The 25642-nt window shown below is 70.2% G+C and carries 23 protein-coding genes; 16 read left to right on the forward strand and 7 right to left on the reverse strand.

All coding sequences use genetic code 11. The features are described from left to right. Together D7X55_RS01015 and D7X55_RS01020 are read left to right on the forward strand one after the other, a co-directional pair. A partial coding sequence (locus D7X55_RS01015) for a sensor histidine kinase (protein ID WP_147469997.1) occupies window positions 1-908 on the forward strand: 908 nt, incomplete at its 5' end. Next, the gene (locus D7X55_RS01020) at window positions 905-2311 is read left to right on the forward strand and encodes a sigma-54 dependent transcriptional regulator (protein WP_121721932.1); all 1407 of its coding nucleotides are present in this window, start codon (window positions 905-907) and stop codon (window positions 2309-2311) included. The genes D7X55_RS01015 and D7X55_RS01020, both read left to right, overlap by 4 nt. 10 nt (window positions 2312-2321) lie before the next feature. Here the strand turns inward: D7X55_RS01020 and D7X55_RS01025 are convergent, their stop codons facing one another. Beyond that, a complete protein-coding gene (locus D7X55_RS01025) occupies window positions 2322-2786 on the reverse strand; it encodes a tetratricopeptide repeat protein (RefSeq protein ID WP_233609446.1) in 465 nt (154 codons plus the stop codon). Between the two features lie 124 nt (window positions 2787-2910). Here D7X55_RS01025 and D7X55_RS01030 point away from each other — a divergent pair, with 124 nt between their 5' ends. Beyond that, window positions 2911-3489: a hypothetical protein gene (locus D7X55_RS01030; RefSeq protein WP_121721933.1), complete on the forward strand. Its 579-nt coding sequence runs from the start codon at window positions 2911-2913 to the stop codon at window positions 3487-3489. 15 nt (window positions 3490-3504) lie between these two features. Next, complete coding sequence (locus D7X55_RS01035; protein ID WP_121721934.1) at window positions 3505-4077, forward strand: RNA polymerase sigma factor; 573 nt, start codon at window positions 3505-3507, stop codon at window positions 4075-4077. Window positions 4078-4090: 13 nt separating this feature from the next. Here the strand turns inward: D7X55_RS01035 and D7X55_RS01040 are convergent, their stop codons facing one another. Continuing rightward, the gene (locus D7X55_RS01040) at window positions 4091-6139 is read right to left on the reverse strand and encodes a hypothetical protein (RefSeq protein ID WP_147469998.1); all 2049 of its coding nucleotides are present in this window, start codon (window positions 6137-6139) and stop codon (window positions 4091-4093) included. 244 nt (window positions 6140-6383) lie between these two features. Between D7X55_RS01040 and D7X55_RS01045 the strand changes: the two genes are divergently transcribed. The 3 genes from D7X55_RS01045 to D7X55_RS01055 all read left to right on the forward strand — a co-directional run bounded on the left by D7X55_RS01045 (window position 6384) and on the right by D7X55_RS01055 (window position 10553). Continuing rightward, window positions 6384-8906, forward strand: coding sequence for a heavy metal translocating P-type ATPase (locus tag D7X55_RS01045; protein WP_407921757.1), 2523 nt, complete (start codon window positions 6384-6386; stop codon window positions 8904-8906). Window positions 8907-9006: 100 nt separating this feature from the next. Next, window positions 9007-9420, forward strand: coding sequence for a four-helix bundle copper-binding protein (locus D7X55_RS01050; RefSeq protein ID WP_120546514.1), 414 nt, complete (start codon window positions 9007-9009; stop codon window positions 9418-9420). 41 nt (window positions 9421-9461) lie between these two features. After that, entirely contained in the window at window positions 9462-10553 is a 1092-nt protein-coding gene (locus D7X55_RS01055) for an aromatic ring-hydroxylating dioxygenase subunit alpha (protein WP_121721937.1), read from the forward strand. Between the two features lie 7 nt (window positions 10554-10560). On the opposite strand, the gene D7X55_RS01060 is transcribed toward D7X55_RS01055, so the two are convergent. After that, a complete protein-coding gene (locus D7X55_RS01060; protein WP_121721938.1) occupies window positions 10561-11520 on the reverse strand; it encodes a PLP-dependent cysteine synthase family protein in 960 nt (319 codons plus the stop codon). 132 nt (window positions 11521-11652) lie between these two features. Between D7X55_RS01060 and D7X55_RS01065 the strand changes: the two genes are divergently transcribed. Both D7X55_RS01065 and D7X55_RS01070 read left to right on the forward strand, forming a co-directional pair. Next, a complete protein-coding gene (locus D7X55_RS01065; protein WP_304988864.1) occupies window positions 11653-13155 on the forward strand; it encodes an ATP-binding protein in 1503 nt (500 codons plus the stop codon). Between the two features lie 83 nt (window positions 13156-13238). Further along, complete coding sequence (locus D7X55_RS01070; RefSeq protein ID WP_121721940.1) at window positions 13239-13847, forward strand: DUF2378 family protein; 609 nt, start codon at window positions 13239-13241, stop codon at window positions 13845-13847. Here D7X55_RS01070 and D7X55_RS01075 read toward each other — a convergent pair. Further along, the gene (locus D7X55_RS01075) at window positions 13838-14773 is read right to left on the reverse strand and encodes a pirin family protein (protein WP_120546509.1); all 936 of its coding nucleotides are present in this window, start codon (window positions 14771-14773) and stop codon (window positions 13838-13840) included. The genes D7X55_RS01070 and D7X55_RS01075 overlap by 10 nt on opposite strands. Before the next feature lie 124 nt (window positions 14774-14897). Here D7X55_RS01075 and D7X55_RS01080 point away from each other — a divergent pair, with 124 nt between their 5' ends. Continuing rightward, window positions 14898-15224, forward strand: a complete 327-nt coding sequence (locus tag D7X55_RS01080; RefSeq protein ID WP_121721941.1) for a hypothetical protein — start codon at window positions 14898-14900, stop codon at window positions 15222-15224. Here the strand turns inward: D7X55_RS01080 and D7X55_RS01085 are convergent. The 3 genes from D7X55_RS01085 to D7X55_RS01095 are packed head-to-tail and all read right to left on the reverse strand — an operon-like array spanning window position 15207 to window position 17950. Continuing rightward, complete coding sequence (locus D7X55_RS01085) at window positions 15207-15950, reverse strand: double-CXXCG motif protein (RefSeq protein WP_121721942.1); 744 nt, start codon at window positions 15948-15950, stop codon at window positions 15207-15209. The genes D7X55_RS01080 and D7X55_RS01085 overlap by 18 nt on opposite strands. After that, window positions 15950-16648 (reverse strand): TIGR02269 family lipoprotein, encoded by a 699-nt coding sequence (locus D7X55_RS01090; RefSeq protein ID WP_233609448.1) that lies wholly within the window; start codon window positions 16646-16648, stop codon window positions 15950-15952. The genes D7X55_RS01085 and D7X55_RS01090 overlap by 1 nt, the downstream gene beginning before the upstream one ends. Before the next feature lie 54 nt (window positions 16649-16702). Continuing rightward, the gene (locus tag D7X55_RS01095; RefSeq protein WP_120546505.1) at window positions 16703-17950 is read right to left on the reverse strand and encodes a hypothetical protein; all 1248 of its coding nucleotides are present in this window, start codon (window positions 17948-17950) and stop codon (window positions 16703-16705) included. Between the two features lie 246 nt (window positions 17951-18196). On the opposite strand from D7X55_RS01095, the gene D7X55_RS01100 reads away from it, so the two are divergent. The 6 genes from D7X55_RS01100 (at window position 18197) to D7X55_RS01125 (ending at window position 25562) form a co-directional block, all read left to right on the forward strand. Beyond that, window positions 18197-22540, forward strand: a complete 4344-nt coding sequence (locus tag D7X55_RS01100; RefSeq protein WP_199746822.1) for a DEAD/DEAH box helicase — start codon at window positions 18197-18199, stop codon at window positions 22538-22540. Between the two features lie 194 nt (window positions 22541-22734). After that, window positions 22735-22995, forward strand: a complete 261-nt coding sequence (locus D7X55_RS01105) for a hypothetical protein (protein WP_121721945.1) — start codon at window positions 22735-22737, stop codon at window positions 22993-22995. Between the two features lie 12 nt (window positions 22996-23007). Continuing rightward, window positions 23008-23394, forward strand: a complete 387-nt coding sequence (locus D7X55_RS01110) for a hypothetical protein (RefSeq protein ID WP_121721946.1) — start codon at window positions 23008-23010, stop codon at window positions 23392-23394. Between the two features lie 53 nt (window positions 23395-23447). Then, complete coding sequence (locus D7X55_RS01115) at window positions 23448-24155, forward strand: HEAT repeat domain-containing protein (RefSeq protein WP_121721947.1); 708 nt, start codon at window positions 23448-23450, stop codon at window positions 24153-24155. 13 nt (window positions 24156-24168) lie between these two features. Continuing rightward, entirely contained in the window at window positions 24169-24906 is a 738-nt protein-coding gene (locus D7X55_RS01120; RefSeq protein WP_147469999.1) for a hypothetical protein, read from the forward strand. A gap of 221 nt (window positions 24907-25127) precedes the next feature. Then, complete coding sequence (locus tag D7X55_RS01125; RefSeq protein ID WP_147470000.1) at window positions 25128-25562, forward strand: hypothetical protein; 435 nt, start codon at window positions 25128-25130, stop codon at window positions 25560-25562. The last annotated feature ends 80 nt before the right edge of the window (window positions 25563-25642 follow it).

The raw sequence follows: 25642 nt of genomic DNA on the forward strand, positions 1-25642 counted from the left end.
GCGACAGCTTCCGCTGGGCGCTGCTCCTCCTGGGCGGGGCCACGCTGTTCGCGGCCGGGGTGGGGGTGTACATCGGCAACTCGGTGGCGCGGCCGGTGGCGCGGCTGTCCGAGGGCGCGGCGCGGCTGGCTCGCGGGGACCTGGACGTGCGCATTCCTGAAGATGATCCGGGGGAGCTGGGGCACCTGGCCGCGCAGCTCAACCGGATGACGGGGGCGCTGCGCGAGCACCAGGCGCGGCTCGTCCAGCACGAGAAGCTGGCGGGCATTGGCCGGCTGGCGGCGGGCGTGGCGCACGAAATCAACAACCCGCTGGGCGTCATCCTCGGGTACGTGCGGCTGTTGCAGCGGCGGGCGGAGGGCGCGCTCGCGGAGGACCTGCGCGTGGTGGAGGAGGAGGCAGTGCGCTGTCAGGACATCGTGGAGGGCCTGCTGGACCTGGCGCGTCCGGGACGGGGACCGCTGGAGCCGGTGGCGCTGCGCGACGCGTGCGAGGAGGTCGTCTTGCGCCTGCGCGAGGCCACGAAGCTGGGCGCGGTGACGGTGGAGGTGCACGGCGAGGGCACCGCGTGGGCGCAGGCCCCGCGCTTGCGGCAGGTGCTGCTCAACTTGATCAAGAACGCGGCGGAGGCCTCGGGCGAGGGAGGACGGGTGGAGGTGCGCATCACGGGGGACGCGGACGGAGCCGCGCGCGTGGCGGTGTCCGACTCCGGGCCCGGCGTGACGCCGGAGGCACGGGCCCAGCTCTTCGAGCCCTTCTTCACGACGAAGCCCTCCGGCACGGGGCTGGGGCTCGCGGTGAGCCAGGCCATCGCGGAGGCGCACGGCGGCCGCATCGACGTGGACACGGGCGCCCTGGGCGGCGCGCGCTTCACGCTGTCGCTGCCCGCGCGACAGGAGGCGGCATGAGCAGCGGCAAGCCCTCGGTCCTCGTCGTGGACGACAAGGAGAACATGCTCAAGCTGTTCGCGCGCATCCTGGGGGACGCGTACGCGGTGACGACCGCGCCCGACGGCCTCCAGGCCCTGGCGCTGCTCTCCGCGCGCGCGTTCGACGTGGTGGTCACCGACATCCAGATGCCGGGCGCGGACGGCTTCACGGTGCTGCGCGAGGTGAAGCGGCGCGCGCCGGACACGGAGGTCGTCCTCGTCACCGCCTACGCGAGCATCCCCAAGGCCGTGGAGGCCATCAAGGAAGGCGCGTACGACTACCTGTCCAAGCCCTTCGACCCGGATGAGGTGGCCCTGGTCGTCGCTCGCGCCCTGGAGCGCCAGCGCCAGTCCCGTGACGCGCGGGGGCTGGCCGCCCGCGCATCCCGCATGCCGGACTTCCACGGCCTGCGTGGCACCAGCCCGGCGCTCCAGAAGACGCACGCGCTGCTCGCGCAGGTGGCCTCGCGCGAGCTCACCGTGGTGCTCACCGGCGAGACGGGCACCGGCAAGGAGCTGGCCGCCCGCGCGCTGCACCGCGAGAGCCCGCGCCGCGACAGGCCCTTCGTCGCGGTGAACTGCGGCGCGCTGCCGGCGGAGCTGGTGGAGAGCGAGCTCTTCGGCCACGCGAAGGGCGCCTTCACCGGCGCCACCGGCGCGAAGGCCGGCCTCTTCGAGGAGGCCCACGGCGGCACGCTCTTCCTGGACGAAGTGGGGGACCTGCCCCTGCCCGTGCAGGTGAAGCTCAACCGCGCGCTCCAGGAGAAGGAGATCCGCCGCGTGGGCACCACCACGCCGGTGACGGTGGACGTGCGCGTGGTGGCGGCGACGCACCGGGACCTGGCGCAGGAGGTCTCAGCGGGGCGCTTCCGCGAGGACCTCTACTACCGGCTGGGCGGCGTGACGGTGCGCATGCCCGCCTTGCGCGAGCGCCGCGAGGACATCCCGCTGCTCGCCATGCACTTCCTCGCGGGCGCGAACCGGCCGGAGCTGGAGGGCTTCACGCCCCAGGCCCTGCGCACGCTCACGGACGCGCCCTGGCCCGGCAACGTGCGGCAGCTGCAGAACGCGGTGGCGCGCGCGGCGGCGGTGGCGGCGGGCCCCCGCATCGTTCCGGAGGACCTGCCGCCTGAGCTGGGCACGGCGCGTGTCCCCGTGGTCCCGGGCCCGCTGCCCGCCGAGGCACTGGCGAAGCAGCCCTACCGCGAGGCCGTGGACCGCGTGCGCGACGCCGTGTCGCGCGACTACCTCACCGCGCTGATGCAGGAGTTCTCCGGCAACGTCACCCACGCGGCCGAGCGCGCGGGCATGGAGCGCGAGAGCCTGCACCGCCTGCTCAAGCGCTACGGCGTCCGCACGGAGGACTTCAAGCGCGGGGACTGAAGCAGGGCCCTTAGCGGGGCTCGTGCTGCGACAGCACCTTGTCCAGCGCCTCCGCCTGCGCGCGGACGTCCGGGTCGGTGTCCTTCGCGGCCTTGGCCAGGTGCGCGCGGGCCCGGGCGGCCTCCGTCTTCGCCAGCGCCATGGCCATACACAGGTTCGCCTTGGGGTGATCCGGAGCTGCCGCCAGCGCGGGCTTCAGGACGGCCTCCGCCTGCGCGTCCTCCTGCTTCTCCAGGTGGAACATGGCCAGCACACAGGCGGGCTCCACCGCCGAGGGCTGCTGCTTCAGCGCCTCCTGCAGGAGCTCCGTCGCGAAGCCGCGCTGGCCGTGCCCGTCCATCGCGAACGCCATGGCGTGCAGCTCCTCCACGGTGGCGTCCCCCTGCTTCTTCGCCTGCTCCACCAGACGCTGCGCGTTCTCGAAGTTGCCAGCGCGCAGTTCCTTGATGCCCTCGGAATACAGGTAGTTCGCCACGGTGTCCTCCAGTGCACCACGCGGTGCGTTGATGGCGCATTCTGCGCGAGTTTGGGTGGGGGGCCGCAACTTTGGGCAGGCGGTTTCCGAAAAATCGAGAAGACTTCTCCCCCAGGTCCCCCCAATGATCATCCGCAACACGCCCGTCCGCCCGCCGCAGACCTCCGGTACGGAGTCCACCGCAGCGCGTCCCGCCGCCCCCGCCGCTCGCAACGTGGTGAAGGACTCCTTCGCCTCCGGCACCAACGCCGCCCAGCGCACGGGCGCCGTGGGCAAGGCGCCCCCGGGCGACCACGGCAAGCTGATGAGCGAGTACCTCACCGGCGCGCGCCCGCCCCCGGCGGACTTCGAGCAGGTGATGGGCTACAAGCCCTACGCCATCCAGACACCGCACGGCCAGCGCATGCAGGATCCGCTCGGCTACGCCTCCGTCCCCGGCAAGATTGGCCCGGACAAGGAGTTCGATCCGGCGGCCAAGACGCACGACTACGGCTACGACCTGCTGCGTTACTACGACCGCAAGGGCACGCCGCTGAAGCCGGAGGCCCGCAAGGCCGCGGACGCGCAGTTCCGCCAGGACATGTTCGACTACGCGAACGACCAGAAGGGCGGGGTGGCGAAGTTCAAGTACCGCGCCTGGGCGCAGATCTACGCCACCGCGGTGGAGCTGAACTCCCGCGTGCAGGGCTACGGCCCTCCGTAGTACTCAAAGCGTCGTATGGACGCTGAAGGGACAGAAGCGGCGCTGCCCCCGGACCGCGAGGACGTGGTGGCGGCGCTCCTGGCCCACCAGCGCCGCTTCCTCGCCTTCCTGGAGCGGCGGGTGGGCAGCCGGGCCGTCGCGGAGGACCTCTTCCAGACGGCCTTCGCCCGCACCCTGGAGAAGGGCGGGGCGCTGAAGGACGGCGAGGGCGCGGTGGCGTGGTTCTACCGCCTCCTGCGCAACGCCCTGGTGGACCACCATCGCCGGCAGTCCGCGGAGGGACGCGCGCTGGAGGTGGAGGCCCGCGACGCGGACGCCACCGTGGACCTGGAGCTGGAGTCCACGGTGTGCGCGTGCCTCACGGACCTCCTGCCCACGCTCAAGCCCGAGTACGCGCAGCTGGTGCGCCAGGTGGACCTGGAGGGGCGCGCGGTGCCGGACGTGGCGCGCGAGGTGGGCATCACCTCCAACAACGCGGGCGTGCGGCTGCACCGCGCCAGGCTTGCCCTCAAGCGGTCGCTGGAGCGGGGCTGCGGCGCGTGCGCGGCGCACGGCTGCCTGGATTGCTCCTGCAAGCCCCGCCGCTGAAGGCGGCCTGAGTTCAAGGGCACGTCGCCGCGTTGTCGTTCTGGTCGATGTTGATGCCCGACAGCGGTTCGCCCATGAACACGTCCCCCGCCAGCGCGGTGGCCAGGCACGTGGGCAGCTTCGGGTTGTCCACGACGACGAAGGCCAGCGACACGCGCGCCAGCTCCGTCAGGCCAAAGCCCGTGAGCGCCGCGTTGCCCTGGAGGCTGAGGACGTCCAGCTCGCGCAGCATCGCCAGGCCGCCCAGGTTCGTGAGCGCCGCGTTGCCCAGCACCTCCAGCGTGGTCAGCCGGGTCAGCCGCTGGAAGCCCTCCAGTGACGTCAGCAGCGGGTTGCCCACGACGGACAGCGTGTCCGTGGTGCGAAGCAGGGGCAGGCCGCGCACGCGCTGGAGCTTCTCGTTGAACTTCACGGAGAAGGCCCCGGCCTGCGCCAGCGCGGGCATGTCCCCCACGCTCACCAGCTCCTTGTTGCCCTGGATGTGGATGCGGCCCGCGGACGCCAGCTGCTCCAGCCCCGTCGTGTCCGTCAGCCGGGGGTTGCCGGAGATGAACAGCTCGCCCACGGAGGTGAGCCGAGCCAGCGGGTGGAGCCGCTCCAGCAGCGCGTTGTCCCGCAGCTCCAGGCCGCCGTCCACGGAGGTCAGCTGCTCCAGGCCGAAGGGGCCCCCCATCGCGGGGTTGTTCGCGATGCGCACGTTCCCGTGGACCTGGGTCAGCTGGATGAAGGGGGTGCGGTCCATCCGCAGGTGGTCCTCGATGGTGAGCGACCCCTTGAGCACGTGGACGTAGGGCAGCAGGCCCGGCTCCACCAGCGCGTTGTTCGCGCGCAGGGAGATGCTGTCCTCCGGCTGCACCGCCGCCAGCCCCTCCAGCGTGGGGAGCATGGGGTTGTCCTCCACGAGGAGGCTGCGCTGGACCTGCACCATCGTGTCCGGCGCCGTGCCCAGCGTGAGCACGTCCAGCCGGGCGTTGGAGGTCACCTCCGCGCTGCCGCCCACGAAGCGCAGGGCGGGCATGGACAGCCGGCGCAGGCTGGCGTTGCCCCGCACCGTGAGGCTCTTGTTGATGACCGCCAGCGAGGGGAGCACCGCGTCGGTGAGCGTGGGCGCGGAGATGATCAGCTCGCCCCGCAGGTGGGTGACGCCCTCGAGCGCCACCAGGTCCACGGGGCCCGTCACCGTGAAGTCCCCGTCATGCACGCGGGCGGTCTGGCACACGAACACCGCCGTCGCGAAGCCGTGCGGGTCCAGGTCTCCGTCGCGGTCCCGGTCCTGGATGGCGTCCACGCGGATGCCACCCCGGGCGCAGTTCGGACCGGGGCCCTCCCCGTCGTGGTAGACCTTCAGGTCGGAGGGCTCCAGGCCGCAGGCATAGGCCGTGGCTTCGACCTCGGACGCCGAGAGCACGGCGTCGCCGTTCTGGTCGCCACCGGCCTCCAGCACGAGGCCGCCCTGGTCGTCCCCGTCGCACGGCGCGGTGAAGGGGGGCAGCGTGCGCAGCCGTGACAGGACGGGGGCCGGATCGTCGCAGGCGTACACCTCCTGCGAAATCTCCTCGTCCTCCAGCAGCCCGTTGCCGTTGGCGTCATGGCCGGCGTGGGACACCTGCCCGCCCAGGGCGCACTTCTCGCCCGGAGTCACCTGCCGCGTGCGCAGCAGCACGTTGGTGACCGAGGTGGCGCAGACGAAGTCGGTGAGGGTGACCTCCCCGTCCTCGAGCTGCCCGTTGAAGTTCCGGTCCAGGCCGGACTGCACCGCCTGGCCTCCCAGCGCGCAGTTCGCGCCGTGGGGTTCGGCCTGGATGCGGGTGCGGACCTTGGGCGTGGGGTCGTCGCAGACGTACTCGGTGTCGGTCACCTCGGAGTCGTCCAGCTCCCCGTCGCGGTCGCGGTCCAGGCCGGAGTCCACCCGGTCGCCGCCGAACTCGCAGTGCCCGCCAGGGGGCTCCGGGCGCACCCGGGTCTTCGCGTCGCGCTGGGTGATGCTCGACAGGTCGATGGCATCACAGCCGCTCGCGAGCAGGGCGAGCATCGCCCCCCACGTGCCCCACATGCGTCGCATTCGGTGCTCTCTCTGGTCGGGCCCCGACCTTGCTTCCCTTGCCATACGGAGCGGTGGGATTTTCCAGGCTGTTTCGCCGCGAGTCCACCGCGTCCGGGCGCGCAAGCCCCTGGAACTCCAGGCCGCCGGCGCCGCCTCCTACCGGAAAATGCCCCGCGCGGACAGGGCCCCGGCCTGCCTGGCGCCCTGCCCGCCAGTGGGAGGAGCGCGGACGGTTCGGAGGCGCCGGGAGGGGGGATGGCGCATGTGTGTAAGAGCTCGACGGGTGCCGCGTTGGCCCGGGAAAAGGAGGCTTCACGTGACGCATTCCCATCGGCATCCCCCTGCTTCGCCTTTCTCCCGGCCGCCGCCCCAAGAGGGCGGAGCAGGGCCGGCCATCGACCCCGTGTGCGGCATGGAGGTGGACCCCCGCGCGCCCCGGGGCGGCAGCTGGGAGCACGAGGGGCACACCTGGTTCTTCTGCAATCCGAAGTGCCGCCAGCGCTTCCAGGCGGACCCCGGGCACTTCCTCCAGCCCCAGACCCCGCCACCGCCCGCCGCGCCGGGCGCCGTGTACGTGTGCCCCATGGATCCGGAGGTGCGCCAGGACGCGCCGGGGGCCTGCCCGAAGTGCGGCATGGCGCTGGAGCCCGAGGCGCCGCCCGTCCTTCAGACGCGCGTCGAATACACCTGCCCCATGCACCCGGAGGTGGTGCGGGACGGGCCCGGCACCTGCCCGAAGTGCGGCATGGCGCTGGAGCCGCGCACGGTGACGGTGGAGGAGCCGCCGGATCCGGAGCTGCGTTCGATGACGCGGAGGTTCTGGGTGGGGCTGGCGCTGAGCGTGCCGCTGATGCTGCTGGGCATGTCGGACATGTTGCCGGTGCGGCCCGCGCTGTCGCCTTCCGCGAACGTGTGGGTGCAGTTCGCGCTGGCGACGCCGGTGGTGCTGTGGGTGGGGGCGCCGTTCTTCCAGCGGGGCTGGGCGTCGGTGCGGAACCGGCACCTGAACATGTTCACGCTCATCGCGCTGGGCGCGGGCGCGGCGTACGCCTTCAGCGTGGTGGCGACGCTGTTCCCGCACCTGTTGCCGGAGGGCGCGCGCACGGGGCATGGCGGCACCGCGCCCGTGTACTACGAGGCCGCCGCCATCATCCTCACGCTGGTGGCGCTGGGGCAGGTGCTGGAATTGCGCGCCCGCCACGCGACGTCCGGAGCGCTGCGGGCCCTGCTGTCGCTGGCCCCCGCCACGGCCAGGCGCATCACGGACGATGGCCACGAGGAGGACGTGCCGTTGTCCCAGGTTCACGTGGGATGGCGCCTGCGCGTGCGTCCCGGTGAGAAGGTGCCGGTGGACGGCGAGGTGCTGGAGGGCGCGAGCGCGGTGGACGAATCGCTCGTCACCGGAGAGCCGGTGCCGGTGGAGAAGGGGCCGGGCGCGAAGGTGACGGGCGGCACGGTGAACGGCACGGGGTCGTGGGTGATGCGGGCGGAGCGGGTGGGGAAGGACACGCTCCTGTCGCGCATCGTCCAGCGCGTGGCGGAGGCGCAGCGCACGCGAGCCCCCATCCAGCGGCTGGCGGACCGGGTGGCCGGCATCTTCGTGCCCGCGGTCATCGCGGTGGCGGTGGTGACGGCGGTCATCTGGGGCGTGTGGGGACCGGAGCCGAGGCTCGCGCACGCGCTGGTGAACGCGGTGGCCGTGCTCATCATCGCCTGCCCGTGCGCGCTGGGCCTGGCCACGCCCATGTCCGTGATGGTGGGAACAGGGCAGGGCGCGCGCATGGGCGTGCTCATCCGCGACGCGGCGGCGCTGGAGCGGATGGCGGCGGTGGACACGCTGGTGGTGGACAAGACGGGCACGCTCACGGAGGGGCGTCCGCACCTCGTGACGGTGGAGCCCGCGCCGGGAGTCGACGCGTCCGGGTTGCTGCGTCTGGCCGCGAGCCTGGAGCGCGGCAGTGAGCACCCGCTGGCCGCCGCAGTGGTCGCGGGAGCCAGGGAGCGCGGTGTGTCTCCCGGACGCGTGGAGGACTTCCAGTCCATCACGGGGCAGGGCGTCAGGGGCCGCGTGGAAGGACGCGAGGTCGCGCTCGGAAACGCGGCGCTGATGCGCGGCCTGGGCGTGGAGGCGGAGTCGCTGACGGAGCGCGCGGAGGCGCTGCGCCAGGAGGGACAGACCGTGGTGCTGGTGTCGGTGGACGGCCGGGCGGCGGGCCTCCTGGGCGTGGAGGATCCGCTGAAGACCTCCACGCCGGAGGCCCTGGCGCGGCTGCGGGACGAAGGCCTGCGAGTGGTCATGCTCACCGGCGACAGCCCGACGACGGCGCACGCGGTGGCGCGCCGGCTGGGCATCACGGAGGTGATTGCTGGAGTGCAGCCGGACGCGAAGGGCGACGTGGTGAAGGCGCTGCAAGCGCAGGGACGCGTGGTGGCGATGGCGGGCGACGGCGTGAACGACGCTCCGGCGCTGGCGCTGGCGGACGTGGGCATCGCGATGGGGACGGGCACGGACATCGCGATGGAGAGCGCGGGCGTGACGCTGGTGAAGGGCGACCTGCGAGGCATCGCGAGGGCGCGCGGGTTGAGCCAGGGCGTGCTGCGCAACATCCGGCAGAACCTCTTCTTCGCCTTCGTCTACAACCTGCTGGGCGTCCCGCTGGCGGCGGGCGTGCTGTACCCCGTCCTCGGGTTGCTCCTGAGCCCGCTGTTCGCGAGCGCCGCGATGAGCCTGTCGTCCGTGTCCGTCATCGGCAACGCCCTGCGCTTGCGGAGGCTGAAGGTCTAGACCCGGCAGCCGGCCGTCCGGGCATGCGGGATGACGGGCCGCGGCCTCACGCGTGCCCACCGTGAGGGGTGGACTTCAAGGAACCGAAAGGACACCCACCATGGCGAACGCCGAAGTGATGCGAAGCGACGACGAGATGCGGGAATGCATCGACAACTGTCTGTCCTGTCACCGCGTCTGCCTGGAGGCGCTGGCGGACGGCCTCCAGCGGGGAGGCAAGCTCGCGGAACCCGGGCACCTGCGGCTGCTGATGGACTGCGCGGACATCTGCGACACGAGCGCGCGCTTCATGCTCCGAGGTTCGGATCTGCATTCCCGCACCTGCTTCGCCTGCGCGGAGGTGTGCGCCGCCTGCGCGACCGCCTGCGAAGAGACGGGCCTCGAGGGCCTGATGAAGGCCTGCGCGGAGGCCTGCCGCCGCTGCGAGGAGTCCTGCCGGAGGATGAGCGGCGGGGTGATGCCCCAGCCCCTCAACCCGGAGGCCGCCCAGCGCGCCGCCGACCTGCCCGCCTGAAGGGGGCGTGCACGGACGCCCGGGGCCATTAGACTGGGCCCATGAACGCCCGCGAGGAGGGGCGCGCCCCGAGCGCGTCCCCCAGTCACATCTCCGTCGTCCGGCTCCCCCACTCCTGGTTCATCCTCTGCACGTCGGGGGAGCTGGGGGACAAGCCGCTCGCGCGCACGCTGCAGGGCACGCCCCTGGTGCTCTTCCGGGGCGAGGGCGGCAAGCCCGGCGCCCTGGTGGACCGCTGCCCGCACCGCAACGTGCCGCTGTCGCTGGGCCGCGTGAAGAACGGCCAGCTGGAGTGCGGCTACCACGGGTGGCGCTTCGACACCGGGGGCCAGTGCCGGCTCATCCCGGGCCTGCTGGGCGAACCCGAGGCCCGCTCCCGCTGCGCTTCTTCCCACGCGACGCGCGAACAGGACGGCTTCGTCTGGGTCTACTCCACGCCCGGCGTCGAGCCCACGACGGAGCCCTTCCGCTTCCCGCTGCTGGACGCGGCGGACTACACCACCGTGCGCCGCGTGCTGCGCGCGCCCGGGTCGCTGCACGCGGTGCTGGAGAACACGCTGGACGTGCCGCACACCGCCTTCCTCCACGGCGGCCTGTTCCGCACGGAAGAGAAGAAGAACGAAATCGACGTGGTGGTGCGCCGCGGCGCGGACCGCGTGGAGGCGGAGTACCTGGGCGAGCCCGCGCCCAAGGGGCTCGTGGGAAGGCTGCTCGCGCCGGGCGGCGGCGTGGTGCAGCACTTCGACCGCTTCCTCATGCCGTCCATCGCGCAGGTGGAGTACCGCCTGGGGGACAAGAGCCACATCCTGGTCAACTCCGCCATGACGCCGGTGAGTGACTGGGACACGCTCGTGTACGCGGTGGTGACGGTGAAGCTGCCCGTGCCGCGCTGGCTGCTCAAGGCCGCGGTGCCCTTCGTGCTGCCCGTGGGCCTGCACATCTTCGGACAGGACGCGCGCATCCTGTCGAAGCAGACGGACTCCATCCGCCGCTTCGGCACGGAGGCCTACGCCTCCACCGAAATCGACGTCCTGGGCCCCAGCATCCTGCGCCTGATGCGCGCCCAGGAGCGCGAGCGCACCGCGCCGCCTCCGGACACGGTGCACGAGACGCGCGTGCGCATGCGCACGTAAGGGCCGCTCAGCCGGCCTTGGGCGCCGCGGGCCGGTGCACCAGCTCCGTGGAGAAGTAGCGCTCCATGCGGTCCGGGAACACCGTCACCACCTGGGCCTGCGGGCCCAGGTGCTTCGCCGCCTCCACCGCCGCCGCGTAGTTGAGACCGGAGGACGGCCCCACCGGGAAGCCCCGGCGGATGAGCGCCCGCGCGGTGCCCATGGCCAGGTCGTCCGACACGTCCAGCTCCACCCGGCCCGGCATGTCCGCCTCGCGGTACAGCCGCGACAGGCCGTCCACCACGCCCGGCACGCGCGCGCTGAAGCTGCAACATTCGATGTCGCAGCCCAGCCCGGCGATGGGACGGGCCACGAAGGGCGTCACCGGACAGCCCGCCTCCGCGAACGCCTGGTACAGCCCCACGATGGTGCCGCCCGTGCCCACGCCGCTCACCACGCCGTGCACCAGGCCGCCTGGCACCTGCGCCAGAATCTCCTGCCCCGTCCACACGCGATGCGCCTCCGCGTTGTCCGGGTTCTCGAACTGGCGGGGCGCGAAGCCGCCTCGCTCCTTCGCCAGGCTCGCCGCCTTCGCGATGGCGCCCCGGATGCCCTCCGAGCGTGGCACCAGCTCCACCTCGCCGCCGTAGGCGCGGATGGCGATGAGCCGCTCCTCCGTCACGCCCTCCGGCATCACCGCGGTGAAGCGGCAGCCCATCTGCGCGCTCGCCAGCGCCATGGCGATGCTGGTGGAGCCGCTGGACGCCTCCACCACGTCACCGCCCGGGCTCAGCTCCCCCAGCCGCCACGCCTTCTCCAGCATGTACCGGGCGATGCGGTCCTTGGTGGACCCACTGGGGTTGAGGAACTCCAGCTTGCACCAGATGGTCGGTCCTTCCGGGTCCAGCCGCACGGGGACGAGCGGCGTGGGCCCCACGGCCTGGAGGAAGCGGCCATCGGCGGGGAGCGGGCGGCAGGGAGGGCGCATGGGTCATCCCTACCGCGAAACGCGCTGGCGGGGGAGCCCACCCTGTCGTCCAGCGAGCGTCGGCGGACGCCCGTTTCCCTGGCTGTTCATTCAGAGAAGACATTTTCCCACGTGCAAGGCTTGGCGCGCCCCGTGCCAGCCATTACGAAGGAGGCCACCGCTTCATCCGCACGCATGTCCTCCGCGCCCATCATCCTCAACGTCAACGACGACCTGGCCAGCCGCTACGTCACGTCGCGCGTGCTGTCCCTGTCGGGCTTCCAGGTGCTGGAGGCGGGCACGGGCGGCGAAACGCTGGCGCTCGCGGACGAGCAGACCGACCTGGTCATCCTGGACGTCCGCCTGCCGGACATGAGCGGCCTGGAGGTGTGCCGGCGCCTGAAGGCCTCCCCGCGCACGCGCGGCGCGCTGGTGCTGCACCTGTCCGCCCAGGCGGTGGGCCCCGCGGACCGGGCCCAGGGGCTGGAGCACGGCGCGGACGCGTATCTGGTGGCGCCGGTGGACCCGGAGGAGCTGGTGGCCCAGGTGCACGCGCTCCTGCGCCTGCGCCGCGCGGAGCGCGAGGTGCGCGTCCTCTCCGACCAGGTGCAGCAGCAGCGCCGCCTGCTGGAATTGGCCATGGGCGCGGCGGCGGACCCCATCGCGCTCTATGACGGCGACGGGACGCTCATCTACGCCAACCAGGCGGTGGCCGCGTCGCGCGGCTCGCACCACGTGCACGTGCCGGGCAGGAACATGGACGCGCTGCGGGCCATGGACCCCCAGCTGGAGTCCTACGCGCAGTCGCTGGACGCGGCGCGGCGCACGGGCCGGGTGCAGCGCGGCCGCGTCACGCTGTCCTCGGACCAGGGCCCGCGCCACTTCGAGTACACGATGTCGCCGGCCACGGGCCCCACGGGCGCGGTGGAGGCGATCATCGCCACCGGCCAGGACATCACGGAGACGCGCAACGCGGAGGACTTCCGCGAGCAGTTCCTGGGCATCCTGGGCCACGACCTGCGCAATCCGCTCAACGCGCTGTCCATGTCCGCGCAGCAGCTCCAGCGCCAGGGCGAGCTGTCCGACCGCCAGCGCGTCTTCACCGAGCGCATCCTCACCAGCGCCGAGCGCATGGAGCGGATGATCCGCCAGCTCTTGGACTTCGCTCGGGCGCGGCTGGGCGCGGGGCTGCCGGTGGTGCGCTCGCGCTGCGACCTGTTCGACGTGGTGCGCGGCGCGGTGGAGGAAGCGCGCGCCAGCCAGCCCCAGCGCGAGGTGATGCTGGACGTGCGGGGCGACGGGCGCGGCGCGTGGGACGCGGACCGGCTGGAGCAGGTGGTGGGCAACCTGGTGTCCAACGCGCTCAAGTTCAGCCCGCCGGATTCACCCGTGCGCGTGAGCGCGGAGGGGCAGGACGGCGAGGCCGTGCTGCGGGTGCACAACCTGGGCGCGCCCATTCCGCCAGAGCAGCTGCCGCACCTGTTCGCCGCGTGGCGCCGCGCCGGCCGCAGCGACCGGGAGCGCGGCTCGGCCGGAGGGCTGGGGCTGGGGCTCTACATCACCGACCAGATCGTCCGGGCCCACGGCGGCTCCGTGAAGGTGACCTCCACGGAAGCCCAGGGGACGACCTTCACCGTGCGGCTGCCCCGAGGCTGAAAAAGCTACGGGTTTGACGACTCGTGGACGGATGCATTGCGTCCACCCTTCCGCATGCCCAGGGGCGACTCCACCCTGGGGGCATGGTCCCATCCGAAAAGCAAATCTTCGCCCAGAGCGTGGAAGCCCTCTTCGTGCGTGCGCTGGGGCCCTACCTCACGCGTGACGGCCGCCAGAAGCTGAAGGCCGCCGGCCTGAACCTGTCCGAACCGCTGCGCCCCCACTACTCGCTGGAGCAGTGGCGCGCCTTCCTGGACGTGGCCGCGCGGGATGTCTTCCCCGGCCAGCCCCTGGAGACGGCGTATCTGGAATTGGGCGCCCGCTACCTGAAGGGCTTCCAGCAGACGTCCGTGGGGCGGGCGAGCATGCAGCTCGTGACGCACCTGGGCCCGCGGAAGACGCTGGAGCGCGTGCCGTACAACCTGCGCGCGGGCAACAACTTCAACGAAGTCCGCGTGGAGGAGCTGTCCACGCAGGACGCCACCCTGTGGGTGAAGGACGTGCTGGCGGACAACCCCTTCTTCGCCTGCGGCTTCCTGGCGGAGACGCTGCGCGCGTCGGGCGCGGGCTCCCCGGAGGTGAAGCCCATCGCCTTCGACGGGACGGCGGCGACGTACCGGCTGACGTGGTCGCAGGCGAAGTCGCAGCGGCCCGCGGGCACGCTGGCGCCGGTGCGCCGGCTCTACGGGTAGCGCACGGGCGCGGGCGGATCATCCGGCGGCAGGGGGATGAACTCCGTCTCCGTGGGCACGGCGGCGAAGCGGCCCTCCTTCCAGTCCGCCTTGGCGGCCTCCAGGCGGTCCTTGGAGGACGACACGAAGTTCCAGAAGAGGTAGCGCGGGCCGTCCATGGGCTCGCCGCCCAGGAGCATCATCCGCGCCTTGGACTCCGCGTTGAGGACAATCTCGCTGCCCGGCTTGAACACCAGCAGTTCGCCGGGCTGGAAGCGTGTGCCCTCCACCTCCACGGTGCCTTCCACCAGGTAGAGGCCCCGCTCCTCGTATTCCGTGGAGAGCTTCAGGCGGGAGCCCGCCTCCATCTTCGCGTCCGCGTAGAAGAGGTCGGAGTGGGCGCGCACGGGCGACTTGCCGCCGTGCACCTGGCCCGCGATGACCGTCAGGTGGATGCCCTCGCCGTCGATGACGGGGAGCGTGTCCGCGGGGTGGTGGACGAACGCGGGGGCGACCTCCTCGTGCTTCTTGGGGAGGGCGACCCAGGCCTGGATGCCGAAGAGGCGGCCACCGGCGGCGCGCGTGTCCGGCGCGGTGCGCTCCGAGTGGGCGATGCCCTGGCCGGCGGTCATCCAGTTCACGGCGCCGGGGCGGATGGGCTGCACGAAGCCCAGCGAGTCGCGGTGGAGGATTTCGCCCTGGAAGAGATAGGTGACGGTGGACAGGCCGATGTGCGGATGCGGGCGCACGTCCAGGCCGCGGCCGGGGTCGAAGTCCGCGGGGCCCATCTGGTCCAGGAAGATGAAGGGCCCCACCATGCGGCGGCGCGCGGAGGGCAGGGCGCGGCGCACGTGGAAGCCATCGCCCAGGTCGCGCACGCGCGGGACGATGAGCGTCTCCAGGGAGGGCGGGGGCTCACGGCCCTGCAGGTCTTCTTCCCAGCTCATGGTGTGGCTCCTTTGCGAGGAGGGCAGTGTGCCCCACTTCATTCCGCCGCGCGCCGCGCTTCGTCATGCCCGGCCGCACCCGGGGTTTTCCGTCGTGCGGGCCCGGACATAACCTGCGCCGTGCATGTCCCCCTGGCTCACGATGCTCGCCGTCGCGGCGGTCCTGTTCCTGTCACGGATCCAGCTGCGGGCCTGGCGTCGTGAACGGCTCCGGCGTCGCTGGCGGGCGCTGGCGCCGAAGCTGGAGCTGGCCCCGTCGGTGGCTCCCACGCGGCACGTGCTGGTGGGCAGCCACCGGGGGCATCCGGTGGAGGTGTCCCTGCCTCGCACGGGGGGCTCGCGGCTGCGGCTCCTCCTGGATGCACGGCTGCCGGAGGGCTTCGCCCTGACGCCCCAGCGGTGGGGCGTCTCGAAGCGCCAGGCGCTTGCTGCCTCAGTGAACCGAACCTGAGCGCGACTCCGGTACTACATTGGCTTCGCGAAACGTCACGTCACCGGGCCCCAGCGCGGCGAGCGCTTCGACGAAGCGCGCGTTGACGAAGGTGTACGTGGAGCCATTCGTGGGACGGAAGATGTCCACGTCATGGGGCAGCGCGTCCCCATCCAGCCAGGGCTCCGGCGAGATCCGCGTCTCCTGCCATCCGCAGGTCGGGCACTGGGGACCTGTCAGGACTGCGTCCCGGTGCAGAAGCCCGCGCGACGGAAGCTCCAACTCGTACAGCACGACCCCTGCATCGAGCCCCTGCAACTCCGCGCGCACGGGAACAAGCCCCCGGATCCCCACGGCCTGGAGGTGTCGCAATGCGTCCTGCGTGACCAGGACCTCCCAGCCGTGGCGCGCGCTCACAGGTCCAAAGGCTCCGTGTGCCGTACCTCGAAGCGGGCCGAACTGCATGCCGGGTTCCGAGGTCATGCCTGACGGAAGGAAGGGCTGCACACGGGACGCAAGGCGTGCGTATTCCGTGTGAGGTTCGACTCGTGGCTCCAACAGCAGGTCGCGTTCGGGCAACGAAGAAAGATCGACGCTGGGAAGCGCGAACTGGCCACTCCACGTCTCATGACAGGTGGGGCACTCAACGCCAGGGAGGCTCCAGATGTGCTCGGCGGAGAGGCTGCCGCTCCAGTGTCTTGGAGTGGAGGGGCCCGGACGTTGGAGTTGGTAGAAGCGCATCGGCATCACGGCTCGGGAATGGGGGCGAGGTCGACGCCCTGCCAGTAGGTCATCGTCAGCCCGAAGAGGTCGAATCGCTGGATCATCAGGGAGGCCTGTTCGAAGTGCATGGGCTTGGTGGCGCGTCCCCGGGTCCGTTCACGAAACGCCGACCACTCCGTGTTCCAGGGACCTCGGTCCGCTTCGCGATGGATGCGCTTATGGACCTCCGCATCGATGGCGATGACGTAGTCATGCACGTTGATTCCCTTCGACTGGAAGTAGGCCTTCATGGCTTGCGGAAAGATGTGGTGCCTCTCCTTCGGGCGGGATGCCCATTCCGCCATGGCCTGGCGTCGCTTCAGTTCACTGGGCAGCGTCTCTCGCGGATACCAACGGAAGACCAGGACGGGAAGGGAGTCGCCCGGGAGTCCTTGTGCGCTTCCCCAGTTGCGCTGCGCGGTGCCACCTGGAGCGACGAATACGGGAGCATTGCTGAACGTGCGGACAACCCGTCCTGACGAGTCGTCCTGACATGCGTAGAGGCCGCAGACATCGCCTTCGCATCGGAGCGAGAGGACGCATGCGTCGTCATCATGCGGGGCTTCTTCCGCCGCACTCCATTCCGTCACCGGGACATGGGACGAGGCGCAACCCGCGAGCCAGGCAACCAGAAACAGGAACCCTGTGCGCATGGGGCAGCCCTTCATGTGGATGGTGGTCACCGGCCACATCGACGTCGGTGATTGGCCGGACGGACTGGCCTTGGCCGTCAGACGTTAGCTGAGGTCCAGGAACTCCCGCACGCGAGCATCTGACAGGAGCCAGGGCGCGGGTATTTCCTCCATGTGGGTGATGCGGCTTCGGGACTGCCGCTCTTCCCAGACCAGCTGCAGCGTCTTCCATTGTCCTTCGACCAGGAAGTCGTACTCCCAGGTTTCGGTCCAAAGGGTATCTCCGTCGACCGTTCGTGATTGCTTGATGACGGAGTCTGGATTTCCCATCTGCAGGAGGACGTCCTGGGCCCGCATGTTCTGCTTCAGCGCACGGGCCCGCTCACGCCGGTCCGGAACGGACTCGGGCACGGAGCAGCGGGCGCCGAGGAACCGGTAAGGCGCGAGACCCCGAGGCTCCGCCCCAAGCAGCCGCATCGAGTGCTGGACGATGGGGCGAAAGCGCTGAGCCTCCAAGATCGCCCCCGGAAAAGCAGCGCTCGACATGGCGAACCCAAGCAGGTCCACTGACTCCCATTGCTGGAGCAGTGGCAAGCACGCCTGGATCCGGTGCACACCGACCAGATGGATGGCGGCGATTGCGCGGCGGGCCTTTGACAGGAGGCGGTGCCGTGTTGCACCGGAGGCCGTGAAGAACTCCCGGACCTCGTCCAGGTGCTCCGTCAGCTCTGACAGCAGGACGGATACCTCCTGCTTCTCGGTGGCATCCATGGCGTGAACAGGCGCCTCCTGCTCCGGGAGGAGGGCCGCATGGGTCAGGTCGAGCACCAGCCGCTGCCCCCAACGCGTCCGCCAGACGAAGAAGTCCGTGCCCTCATCGTGGAAGAAGTAGGGCCATGAGGCGCCGGACCAGAAGACTCCCGCAGTCGTCCAGATGAGGAACTGTGGCCGCCAGATGAGGCCAGCTCCTTGGGCCTCCGCGGTCGGTCCCAGGATTCGCACTCGGAGCACCTCCTGGCCAGAAGGTGAGATGGCAATCACCTCCGGAGCGAACCCGTGGGTCCGAAGCACGGACCAGCCCCCATCCGAGACAATCACTTCACTTGGCGAGTTCTCTCGACGCGTCTGTTGCCGCTCCCAGACGACGCGTGGCTCGACGCTGCCTGGAACATGTTCGAGCAACCGGTACTGGAACGAGCCCTGAAAGGCGGGACGCCCGAAGGGCAACTTCTTGGCGGACGGAGGCCGTCCCGCCTGGTGAGAAGCCGTCGCGTTGTCGGGCGAATAGGCCGTGAGCACGAACCGCCCGCTGGGCGATGTCTCGCGGAGGTCATCGTAGAAGAGCGTGGTCACGGAGCGATGCTATCGCACCGCATTTCAGCTCCGGGACTCGGCACCGGGATGTCAGCGGGCCTTCTTGCGCGCTGGATGAGGCCTCCCACTACGATGTGAAGCCTGCCCGCCTGATGGCTCTGCGTCCTGCTGGGGAGGAACACCCAGGGCCTCCGACATCCCCTGACCTGACGTCCAACGGCGGCACCCCCTGTCCGTTGACGGCGCGCTGTACCTGTGTTCAGGCTGGCCCTCTGGGAGCCCGCCATGTCCCCTCAAATCGCCCTCGCCTTCTCGTCGGAGTCCGCGGCCCACCCGGCGCTCGCCGCCTTCCACCCGGTGGTGCGGCGCTGGTTCGCTTCCCGCCTGGGCGAACCCACCCGTCCGCAGATTGAAGGCTGGCCCCTCATCCACGCGGGCCATGACGTCCTCATCGCCGCGCCCACCGGCAGCGGCAAGACGCTCACCGCGTTCCTCGCCGCGCTGGACTCGCTGTTCCGCCTGGCGCTCGACGGCACGCTCACCGACCGCACCCAGGTCCTCTACGTGTCGCCCCTCAAGGCCCTGGGCAACGACGTGCAGAAGAACCTCCTCCAGCCGCTGGAGGAGCTGATGACCCTGGCGCGCGAGGAGGGCTACGAACCGCAAGCCCTGCGCGTCCAGGTGCGCACCGGCGACACGCCCGCCGGCGAGCGCGCCCAGATGGTGCGCCGCCCGCCGCACATCCTCATCACCACGCCGGAGTCCCTCTACCTCTACCTCACCGCCGAGCGCGCCCGCGCCACCCTGCGCCACGTGCGCACGGTCATCGTGGACGAAATCCACGCGCTCGCCCGCGACAAGCGCGGCAGCCACTTCGCGCTGTCCATGGAGCGCCTCAAGGCCCTCACCGACGTGCGCCCCCAGCTGCTCGGCCTGTCCGCCACGCAGAAGCCGCTGGACGCCATCTCCGGCTTCCTCACCGGCGCGTCCCTCACCGAGTGCAAGCGCGTGGAGGTGGGCCACCAGCGCCCGTGGGACCTCAAGGTCGAGATCCCCGACGCGGAGCTGTCCTCCATCGCGAGCCACGAGATGTGGGGGCAGGTCTATGACCGGCTCATCCAACTCTCCAGCGAGCACCGCACCACGCTCATCTTCGTCAACACGCGCAAGATGTCCGAGCGCGTGGCGCACGACCTCGGTGAACGCCTGGGCCAGCAGTGGGTGGCCGCGCACCACGGCAGCATGTCCCGTGAGATGCGCCTGTCCGCGGAGGAGCGCCTCAAGGCCGGCCAGCTGCGCGTGATGGTGGCCACCGCGTCACTGGAGTTGGGCATCGACGTGGGCAACGTGGACCTGGTCGTGCAGCTGGGCACCACCAAGGCCATCTCCGTGCTGCTCCAGCGCGTGGGCCGCGCGGGCCACCACAAGGCGGGCATCTCCAAGGGCATCCTCTTCGCGATGACGCGCGATGAATTGGTGGAGTGCGTCGCGCTCCTCAACGCCGTACGCGAGGGCGACCTGGACGCGGTCCGCATCCCCAAGAAGCCGCTGGACGTGCTGGCCCAGCAGATCGTCGCCGCGTGCGCGTGCGAGGAGTGGGACGAGCGCGCCCTCTTCAGCATCTTCCAGCGCGCGTACCCGTACCAGGACCTCACCTGGGAGGAGTACCAGCAGGTGCTGGAGATGCTGTCGGAAGGCGTCTCCGAGCGCCGCGGCCGGGGCAGCATCCACCTGCACCGGGACCGGGTGAACCAGCGGCTCAAGGGGCGCCGGGGCGTGCGCATCACCGCGCTCACCAACGGCGGCGCCATCCCGGACACGTTCAACTTCAGCGTCACCGCGCAGCCGGAAGGCAAGGTGGTGGGCACGCTGGATGAAGACTTCGCGGTGGAGTCCTCGCCGGGGGACATCTTCCTCTTGGGCAGCACCGCGTGGCGCATCCAGCGCGTCGTGGGCAGCACGGTGATGGTGGAGGACGCGAGGGGCGCTCCGCCCAACGTGCCCTTCTGGCGCGGCGAGGCGCCGGGCCGCACGGATGAGTTGAGCCTCCAGGTGGGCCGGCTGCGTGAGGAGCTGCTGCGCCACGAGGACCCCGCGGGCTTCCTGGAGAAGCTCCTGCGCGTGCCGCCGCCCGCGGTGGACGCGCTCCTGGGCTACCTGCGGCTGGGGAAGAAGATGCTGGGCGACGTGGTGCCCAGCCACACGCAGATCGTCGCCGAGCGCTTCTTCGACGAAGCGGGCGGCATGCAGATCATCATCCACGCGCCGTTCGGCAGCCGCATCAACCGCGCGTGGGGCATGGCGCTGCGCAAGCGCTTCTGCCGCTCGTTCGACTTCGAGCTGCAGGCGGCGGCCACGGAGGACGGCATCCTCTTGAGCCTGGGGGAACAGCACTCGTTCCCGCTGGCGGACATCTTCGACTTCCTGCACCCGGACAACGTGGAGGAGGTGCTGGTGCAGGCCATCCTCCAGGCGCCCATCTTCGGCACGCGCTTCCGGTGGGTGGCGTCGCGGGCGCTGACGCTGCACCGGATGATGGGCGGCAAGCGCGTGGCGCCGAACCTCCAGCGCGCGCGCAGCGAGGACCTGCTGGCGGCGGTGTTCCCCGCGCAGGTGGGCTGCCAGGACAACCACGGCGGCGGGGACGTGGAGCTGCCGGACCATCCGCTGGTGAAGCAGACGATGGACGACTGTCTGCGCGAGGCGATGGACATCGACGGGCTGCGCGAGGTGCTGCGGCGCATGAAGGACGGGCGCATCCAGCTGGTCGCCCGGGACGTCCCGGAGCCGAGCGTCTTCGCGCACGCGCTCATCAACAGCCAGCCCTACACCTTCCTGGACGACGCGCCGGCCGAGGAGCGCCGCGTGCGCAACGTGGCCCTGCGCCGCGCGATGCCCGCGGAGGACGCGGCGGCGTTCGGAGCACTGGACGCGAACGCCATCCGGCAGGTGGTGGAGGACGCCGCGCAGCCAATGCGCGACGAGGACGAGCTGCACGACGCGCTCTTGCAGCTGGTGCTGGTGCGGGCGTCGGAGGTGCCGAAGGGCCTGGAGACGGGGCTCTTCAAGCAGGGGCGCGTGGCCTGGCTGGAGCGGCAGGGCGCGCGGTTCCTGGTGTCAGCGGAGCGGGGCAACGCGGTGCGAGCGCTGTTCCCGGACGCGCGGACGCAGCCGGTGTTGCCGGTGCTGGAGTACGACCGGCCGGTGGAGCGCGACGCGGCGGTGCTCCAGGTGGTGCGCGGGCGGATGGAGCTGGTGGGGCCCACCACGGTGACGGAGCTGGCGCGGCTGACGCTCTTGGACGCGGACGACATCAACCTGGCGCTGCACAACCTGGAGAGCCAGGGCAGCGTGCTGCGAGGCCAGTTCCGCGCGCGGGAGGACGTGCCGGTCGCGCAAGACGCGGACGGAAGCCCGGTGCTGGAGTGGTGCGACCGGCGGCTGCTCCAGCGCATCCACCGGCTGACGGTGGGGCGGCTGCGCCGCGAGATTGAGCCGCTGAGCCCGCAGGACTTCATGCGCTTCCTCTTCCGGTGGCACCACCTGGAGGACATGGACGCGCTGCGAGGCTCCACGGGGCTGCTCAAGGCCGTGCGCTTGTTGCAGGGCTACGAGGCGCCGGCCTCCGCGTGGGAGCGCTTCCTGTTGCCCGCGCGCATGCGGGGCTACACGCCGGACCTGATGGAGCGCGCGTGTTACGCGGGCGAGGTCGCGTGGGGGAGGGTGACGCTGAAGGATCCGCCGAAGCCCGCGGGCCCTCGCCGGGGCGCGCCGGTGGAGGCGCCGGAGCCGGTGGTGGCGAAGCGTTCGTCGCCCACGCGCAACGCGCCGCTGACGTTCACGGTGCGCGAGGACCTGGAGTGGATGCTGGCGGCGGCGCGTCCGCACGCGGTGCTGGCGGACGGGGGCGTGTGGACGCCGCCGGACCTGAGCGCGGCGGCGAAGGACGTGGTGGGCGTGCTGGAGCGGCGGGGCGCGTGTTTCTTCCAGGACCTGGTGACGCGGGCGCGCAGGCTGCCGGCGGAGGTGGAGGACGCGCTGTGGGAGTTGGTGGCGAAGGGGCTGGTGACGGCGGACGCGGTGCAGAACCTGCGCATCCTGCAGAGCCCGGCGCACCGCAAGCGCCAGAAGCTGCTCAACCGGGGTGGCCCGGGCCGCTGGACCCTGCTGGCGCCGTCGGAGCCGAAGTCGCAGGAGGAGGTGACGGAGTCGCTGGCGAAGCTGTTCCTCCAGCGCTACGGCATCGTCTGGCGCGACCTGGTGATGCGCGAGTCGCTGGCGCCCACGTGGCGCGAGCTGCTGTTCGTCTACCGGCGCATGGAAGCGCGAGGCGAGCTGCGAGGTGGCCGCTTCGTATCGGGCTTCGTGGGTGAGCAGTTCGCGCTGCCAGAAGCGGTGGACATGGCGCGAGCGGTGCGGCGCGCGCCTCCGTCCGGCGTGCGCATCCAGCTGTCCGGAGTGGATCCGCTGAACCTCACGGGCGTGGTGACACCGGGCCCGCGAGTGGCCGCGCTGCCGAACAACGTCGTCACCTACGTGGACGGGATTCCGCAGGGCGTGGACGCAGTGGAGGACGCGCCGGAGAACGAGGACGCGGAAGTCGATGGACCGCTCGCGCAGGTGAACTGACCGGCGCAGGACAGAGGTCCGGCGCGGCTTGAAGCCGTGCCGGGAGCGTTGGTGAAGTTCCCGGGCATGAACGCCCGGTCATGTGCCTGGATCGTCCTCACGGTGATGATGGCGACTGCTTGCGGGCACACCCAACGTCCCGAGCGGAAGACCTACTCCAGAAGTGCTGGAGACGGAAGCCGACAGTGGAAGACATGGAGAAGCACTCAGAACCCCACCACCGGCTCTGCACGAGCCAATGCCTTGAAGCGTTCATGAAATGCATCAAGGAGCAGGAGTCACTGGAGCAACAGGGCGCGAAACGGGAGCTGCGATTCCCTGACATGGCTGCCGCGTTGGACTGGCTCCGGGAGCACAAGTCCGAGGTGGCATTGGGAACTGTGGTCGTCGTCGCGGGAGTGGCTTTCTCGCTCGCCGTGGCTCCTGCCGGGCTGTTGGTGTTGAGCCCCATCTGAAAGGACGTACCCGTGAGCAAGGAGCCGGAAGTCGATGTGGAGGATGTGCTCGCTGTCCTGGGGGACGAGACCCGGCGCCACGAGAAGGGCTCACGAGAATGGAACGCCCTCCAGGTCGCGGCGATCTGCCTTGTCTACGTCCGGCACATGAACAAGCTGGACGACTTCACCCGCTACTACCGCGAGATCCTCAGCCCAGACTTCAAGATCAAGGTCGAACGGGACTTCGCGACCCGGGCTGAAGCGGAGGCGTGGCTCAAGGAAGGTACGGCCGCACACGGCATGCACATCCGGATCGACGGAAAGGGCTTCCTGGTGGTGCAACTGCCAGGACGACTCACCCTGATGAACGCCCCGCTGCCAGAAGAACTGAACGCGATGGGGTCGGAGGAGGATTGACCCCCGTGGGGCAGCCTGGCTCCGCGTCCTCCTGCTACAATCTTGGAGTGGAGATGGCGGTGTCACTCTCGCTGTCCGGGGCCTCTCGAAAAATGAATCGCGTGGCGGTGGCTCTGGCGATGGTCGCGGTCGCCTGCCTGGAAGGATGTGCGCACCGGGAGTTCCACGCGATGGTCAAGAGGGAAGGGATGCGAAGCCATGAGCCCATCCTGAACCCTGAGCCGCCTGACCCCGTCGAGGAGTTCGTTGGAAGAAATCCTGGTGGGGCATATGGCGTTTGCGCGGACGCGTTGGAGAAACATCTGCGTCCAGCCAGTGATGAGGCGTATCGCACGGCGGACCTTGCGCTCCGCTGTGTTGTGGCGAGCGGTGACGCGCGGGCCCTGGCCTTGCTGGAATGGGTGGCGTTCCAATCGCCCTCCGACTCGTTCGTCGCTTGTCAGGCCGTCTATTTCATCGGGAGGCTGGCTCCGGAAAAACAATTCTGGGCAGTCGTGAAGCGCCTGGAGATGGAGCCCCATCCGGGGCCCCGCTCAGGGCTGTCGCTTGCCCTCGTGGCAATCCAGGACCCGCGAGGTGCCGAACACCTGGACGCCGCCGCGAAGCGAGAGACCGATGAGCCGGTTCGCAGGCAGATGATTCGCGATGCCTGCCGTCTGCGGCATCAGGACCCATGTGTTTTCGAGAGCATGGTCAAGGAGGCCAACTCCTTGCGACCGCTGATGGAGAGTGAGGTCGAGCTGAATGATCAGGCCCGATAGGCGGAGTGTGCTGGTGCTCCTGGCGGTGATCGGAGGGACCGCATTCTGCGCGGGCTGCATGAAGCAGCACCCTCTCCGGGAGGAGTTCGATCGGGCCTTCCTGGTGTATCAGTATGAACCTTCAGATCTTCCCCCGTCAGACGGAGAGACAGCGCACATCCGGCGCTTCGTGAGCCAGCATGGGAGAGAGGTTGCTCCGCTGTATCGAAGCGTCATCGCGGACTTGAGGTATCCCCGAAGCTACCTCGAGCAGTGCGAATTCGAGGTGGCCGTCGAGGGGCTCGCCAGGGTGGAGGGGACTGACGCGTTGCCGCTCCTGCTGGACCTGGTGGCCGATACGGACGTGTCATTGGGGACGCTGAAACAGGGGATCCTGCTCCTGCCGCCAGATGCCCACGGTGAGGTGCTGAGAGCGCTCCGAACGAGGTTCGAGCACGAGACGGACAGTCAGGGGCGAGTCGAGATTGTCTATTTCCTGAGCCGTCTGGCCAATCCCGCGGCCATTCCGATGCTGCGGGAGTTCGCTGCTCGGGAGACCGATGCGGGGCTGCGGGATCAGATGAAGTGGGGAGCCCTGGTGCTCCAGACCCCGGAGGTCTGCAGGTTTTCTGGGGCGCAGAGAATCCTCAAGGAGTCGGGCTGGTACTGGTCGTGTAACTACCGCTGCGCTGGTGAGCGGCAGTCCAACACCACGAATGTCGAGGGAGAATGTCCGGACACAATCCCGTCGCGACCGAACGACCGCCGATAGAAGGACGCCAACGCGGCAGGGCCCTGTGGCTCCTGGCGATGCTCGGGGGAATCGCTCTCTGCGCGGGATGCCGGACGCAGACCGCGAGCAAGCATGGACGTGACGCAAGTGCTCTCTACCGAAGCGTCATCAAGGAACTGCGACACCCAAGAGACTCCGATGAGAGCCGTGAGCTTGCTGCCGCCGTTGAGGGGTTGATCAGGGTGGAGGGGGCTTCGGCATTGCCGCTGCTGCGGGAACTGGTGGTGGATGCAAAGGTGCCGTTCTCCGCGTTGGAGCCGGGAATGGTCGTCCTTCCGCCGGATGCGCAAAGCGAGGTGCTGGGGGCGATCCGGACGAGGTATCAGGCGGATGGCGAGACGCGTTGGGACATGGTCGCGTTCCTGATCCGCATGGCCCATCCTGCTGCCATCCCGGTGCTTCAAGAGCTGATGTCCCGCACCAGTGAAGGTCTGCGGAATGAGATGCAGTGGGGTGTCTTTTTGCTCCAGACCCCGGAGGTCTGCCGGCTTTGGTTGAAAGGGAAGGAGTTCTCCCAGTCAGGCCAGGATTGGTGGTGCCGGTACCGCTGTCCGGGGAGACAGCCCAAGATCGACACAAAGGCCCAGGGAGGCTGCCCGGACACGACGCCTCTGCCGCCAGGGAATCGAAATTAGGCGGAGGCCGTGATTTTGATGGGCAAGGTCAATGCCCCGATTCAGGATCTGGAGTCAGGCGAACGCGGTTTGATATAGGT

The sequence above is a fragment of the Corallococcus sp. AB049A genome (assembly GCF_003668885.1).
Lineage (GTDB): Bacteria > Myxococcota > Myxococcia > Myxococcales > Myxococcaceae > Corallococcus > Corallococcus interemptor.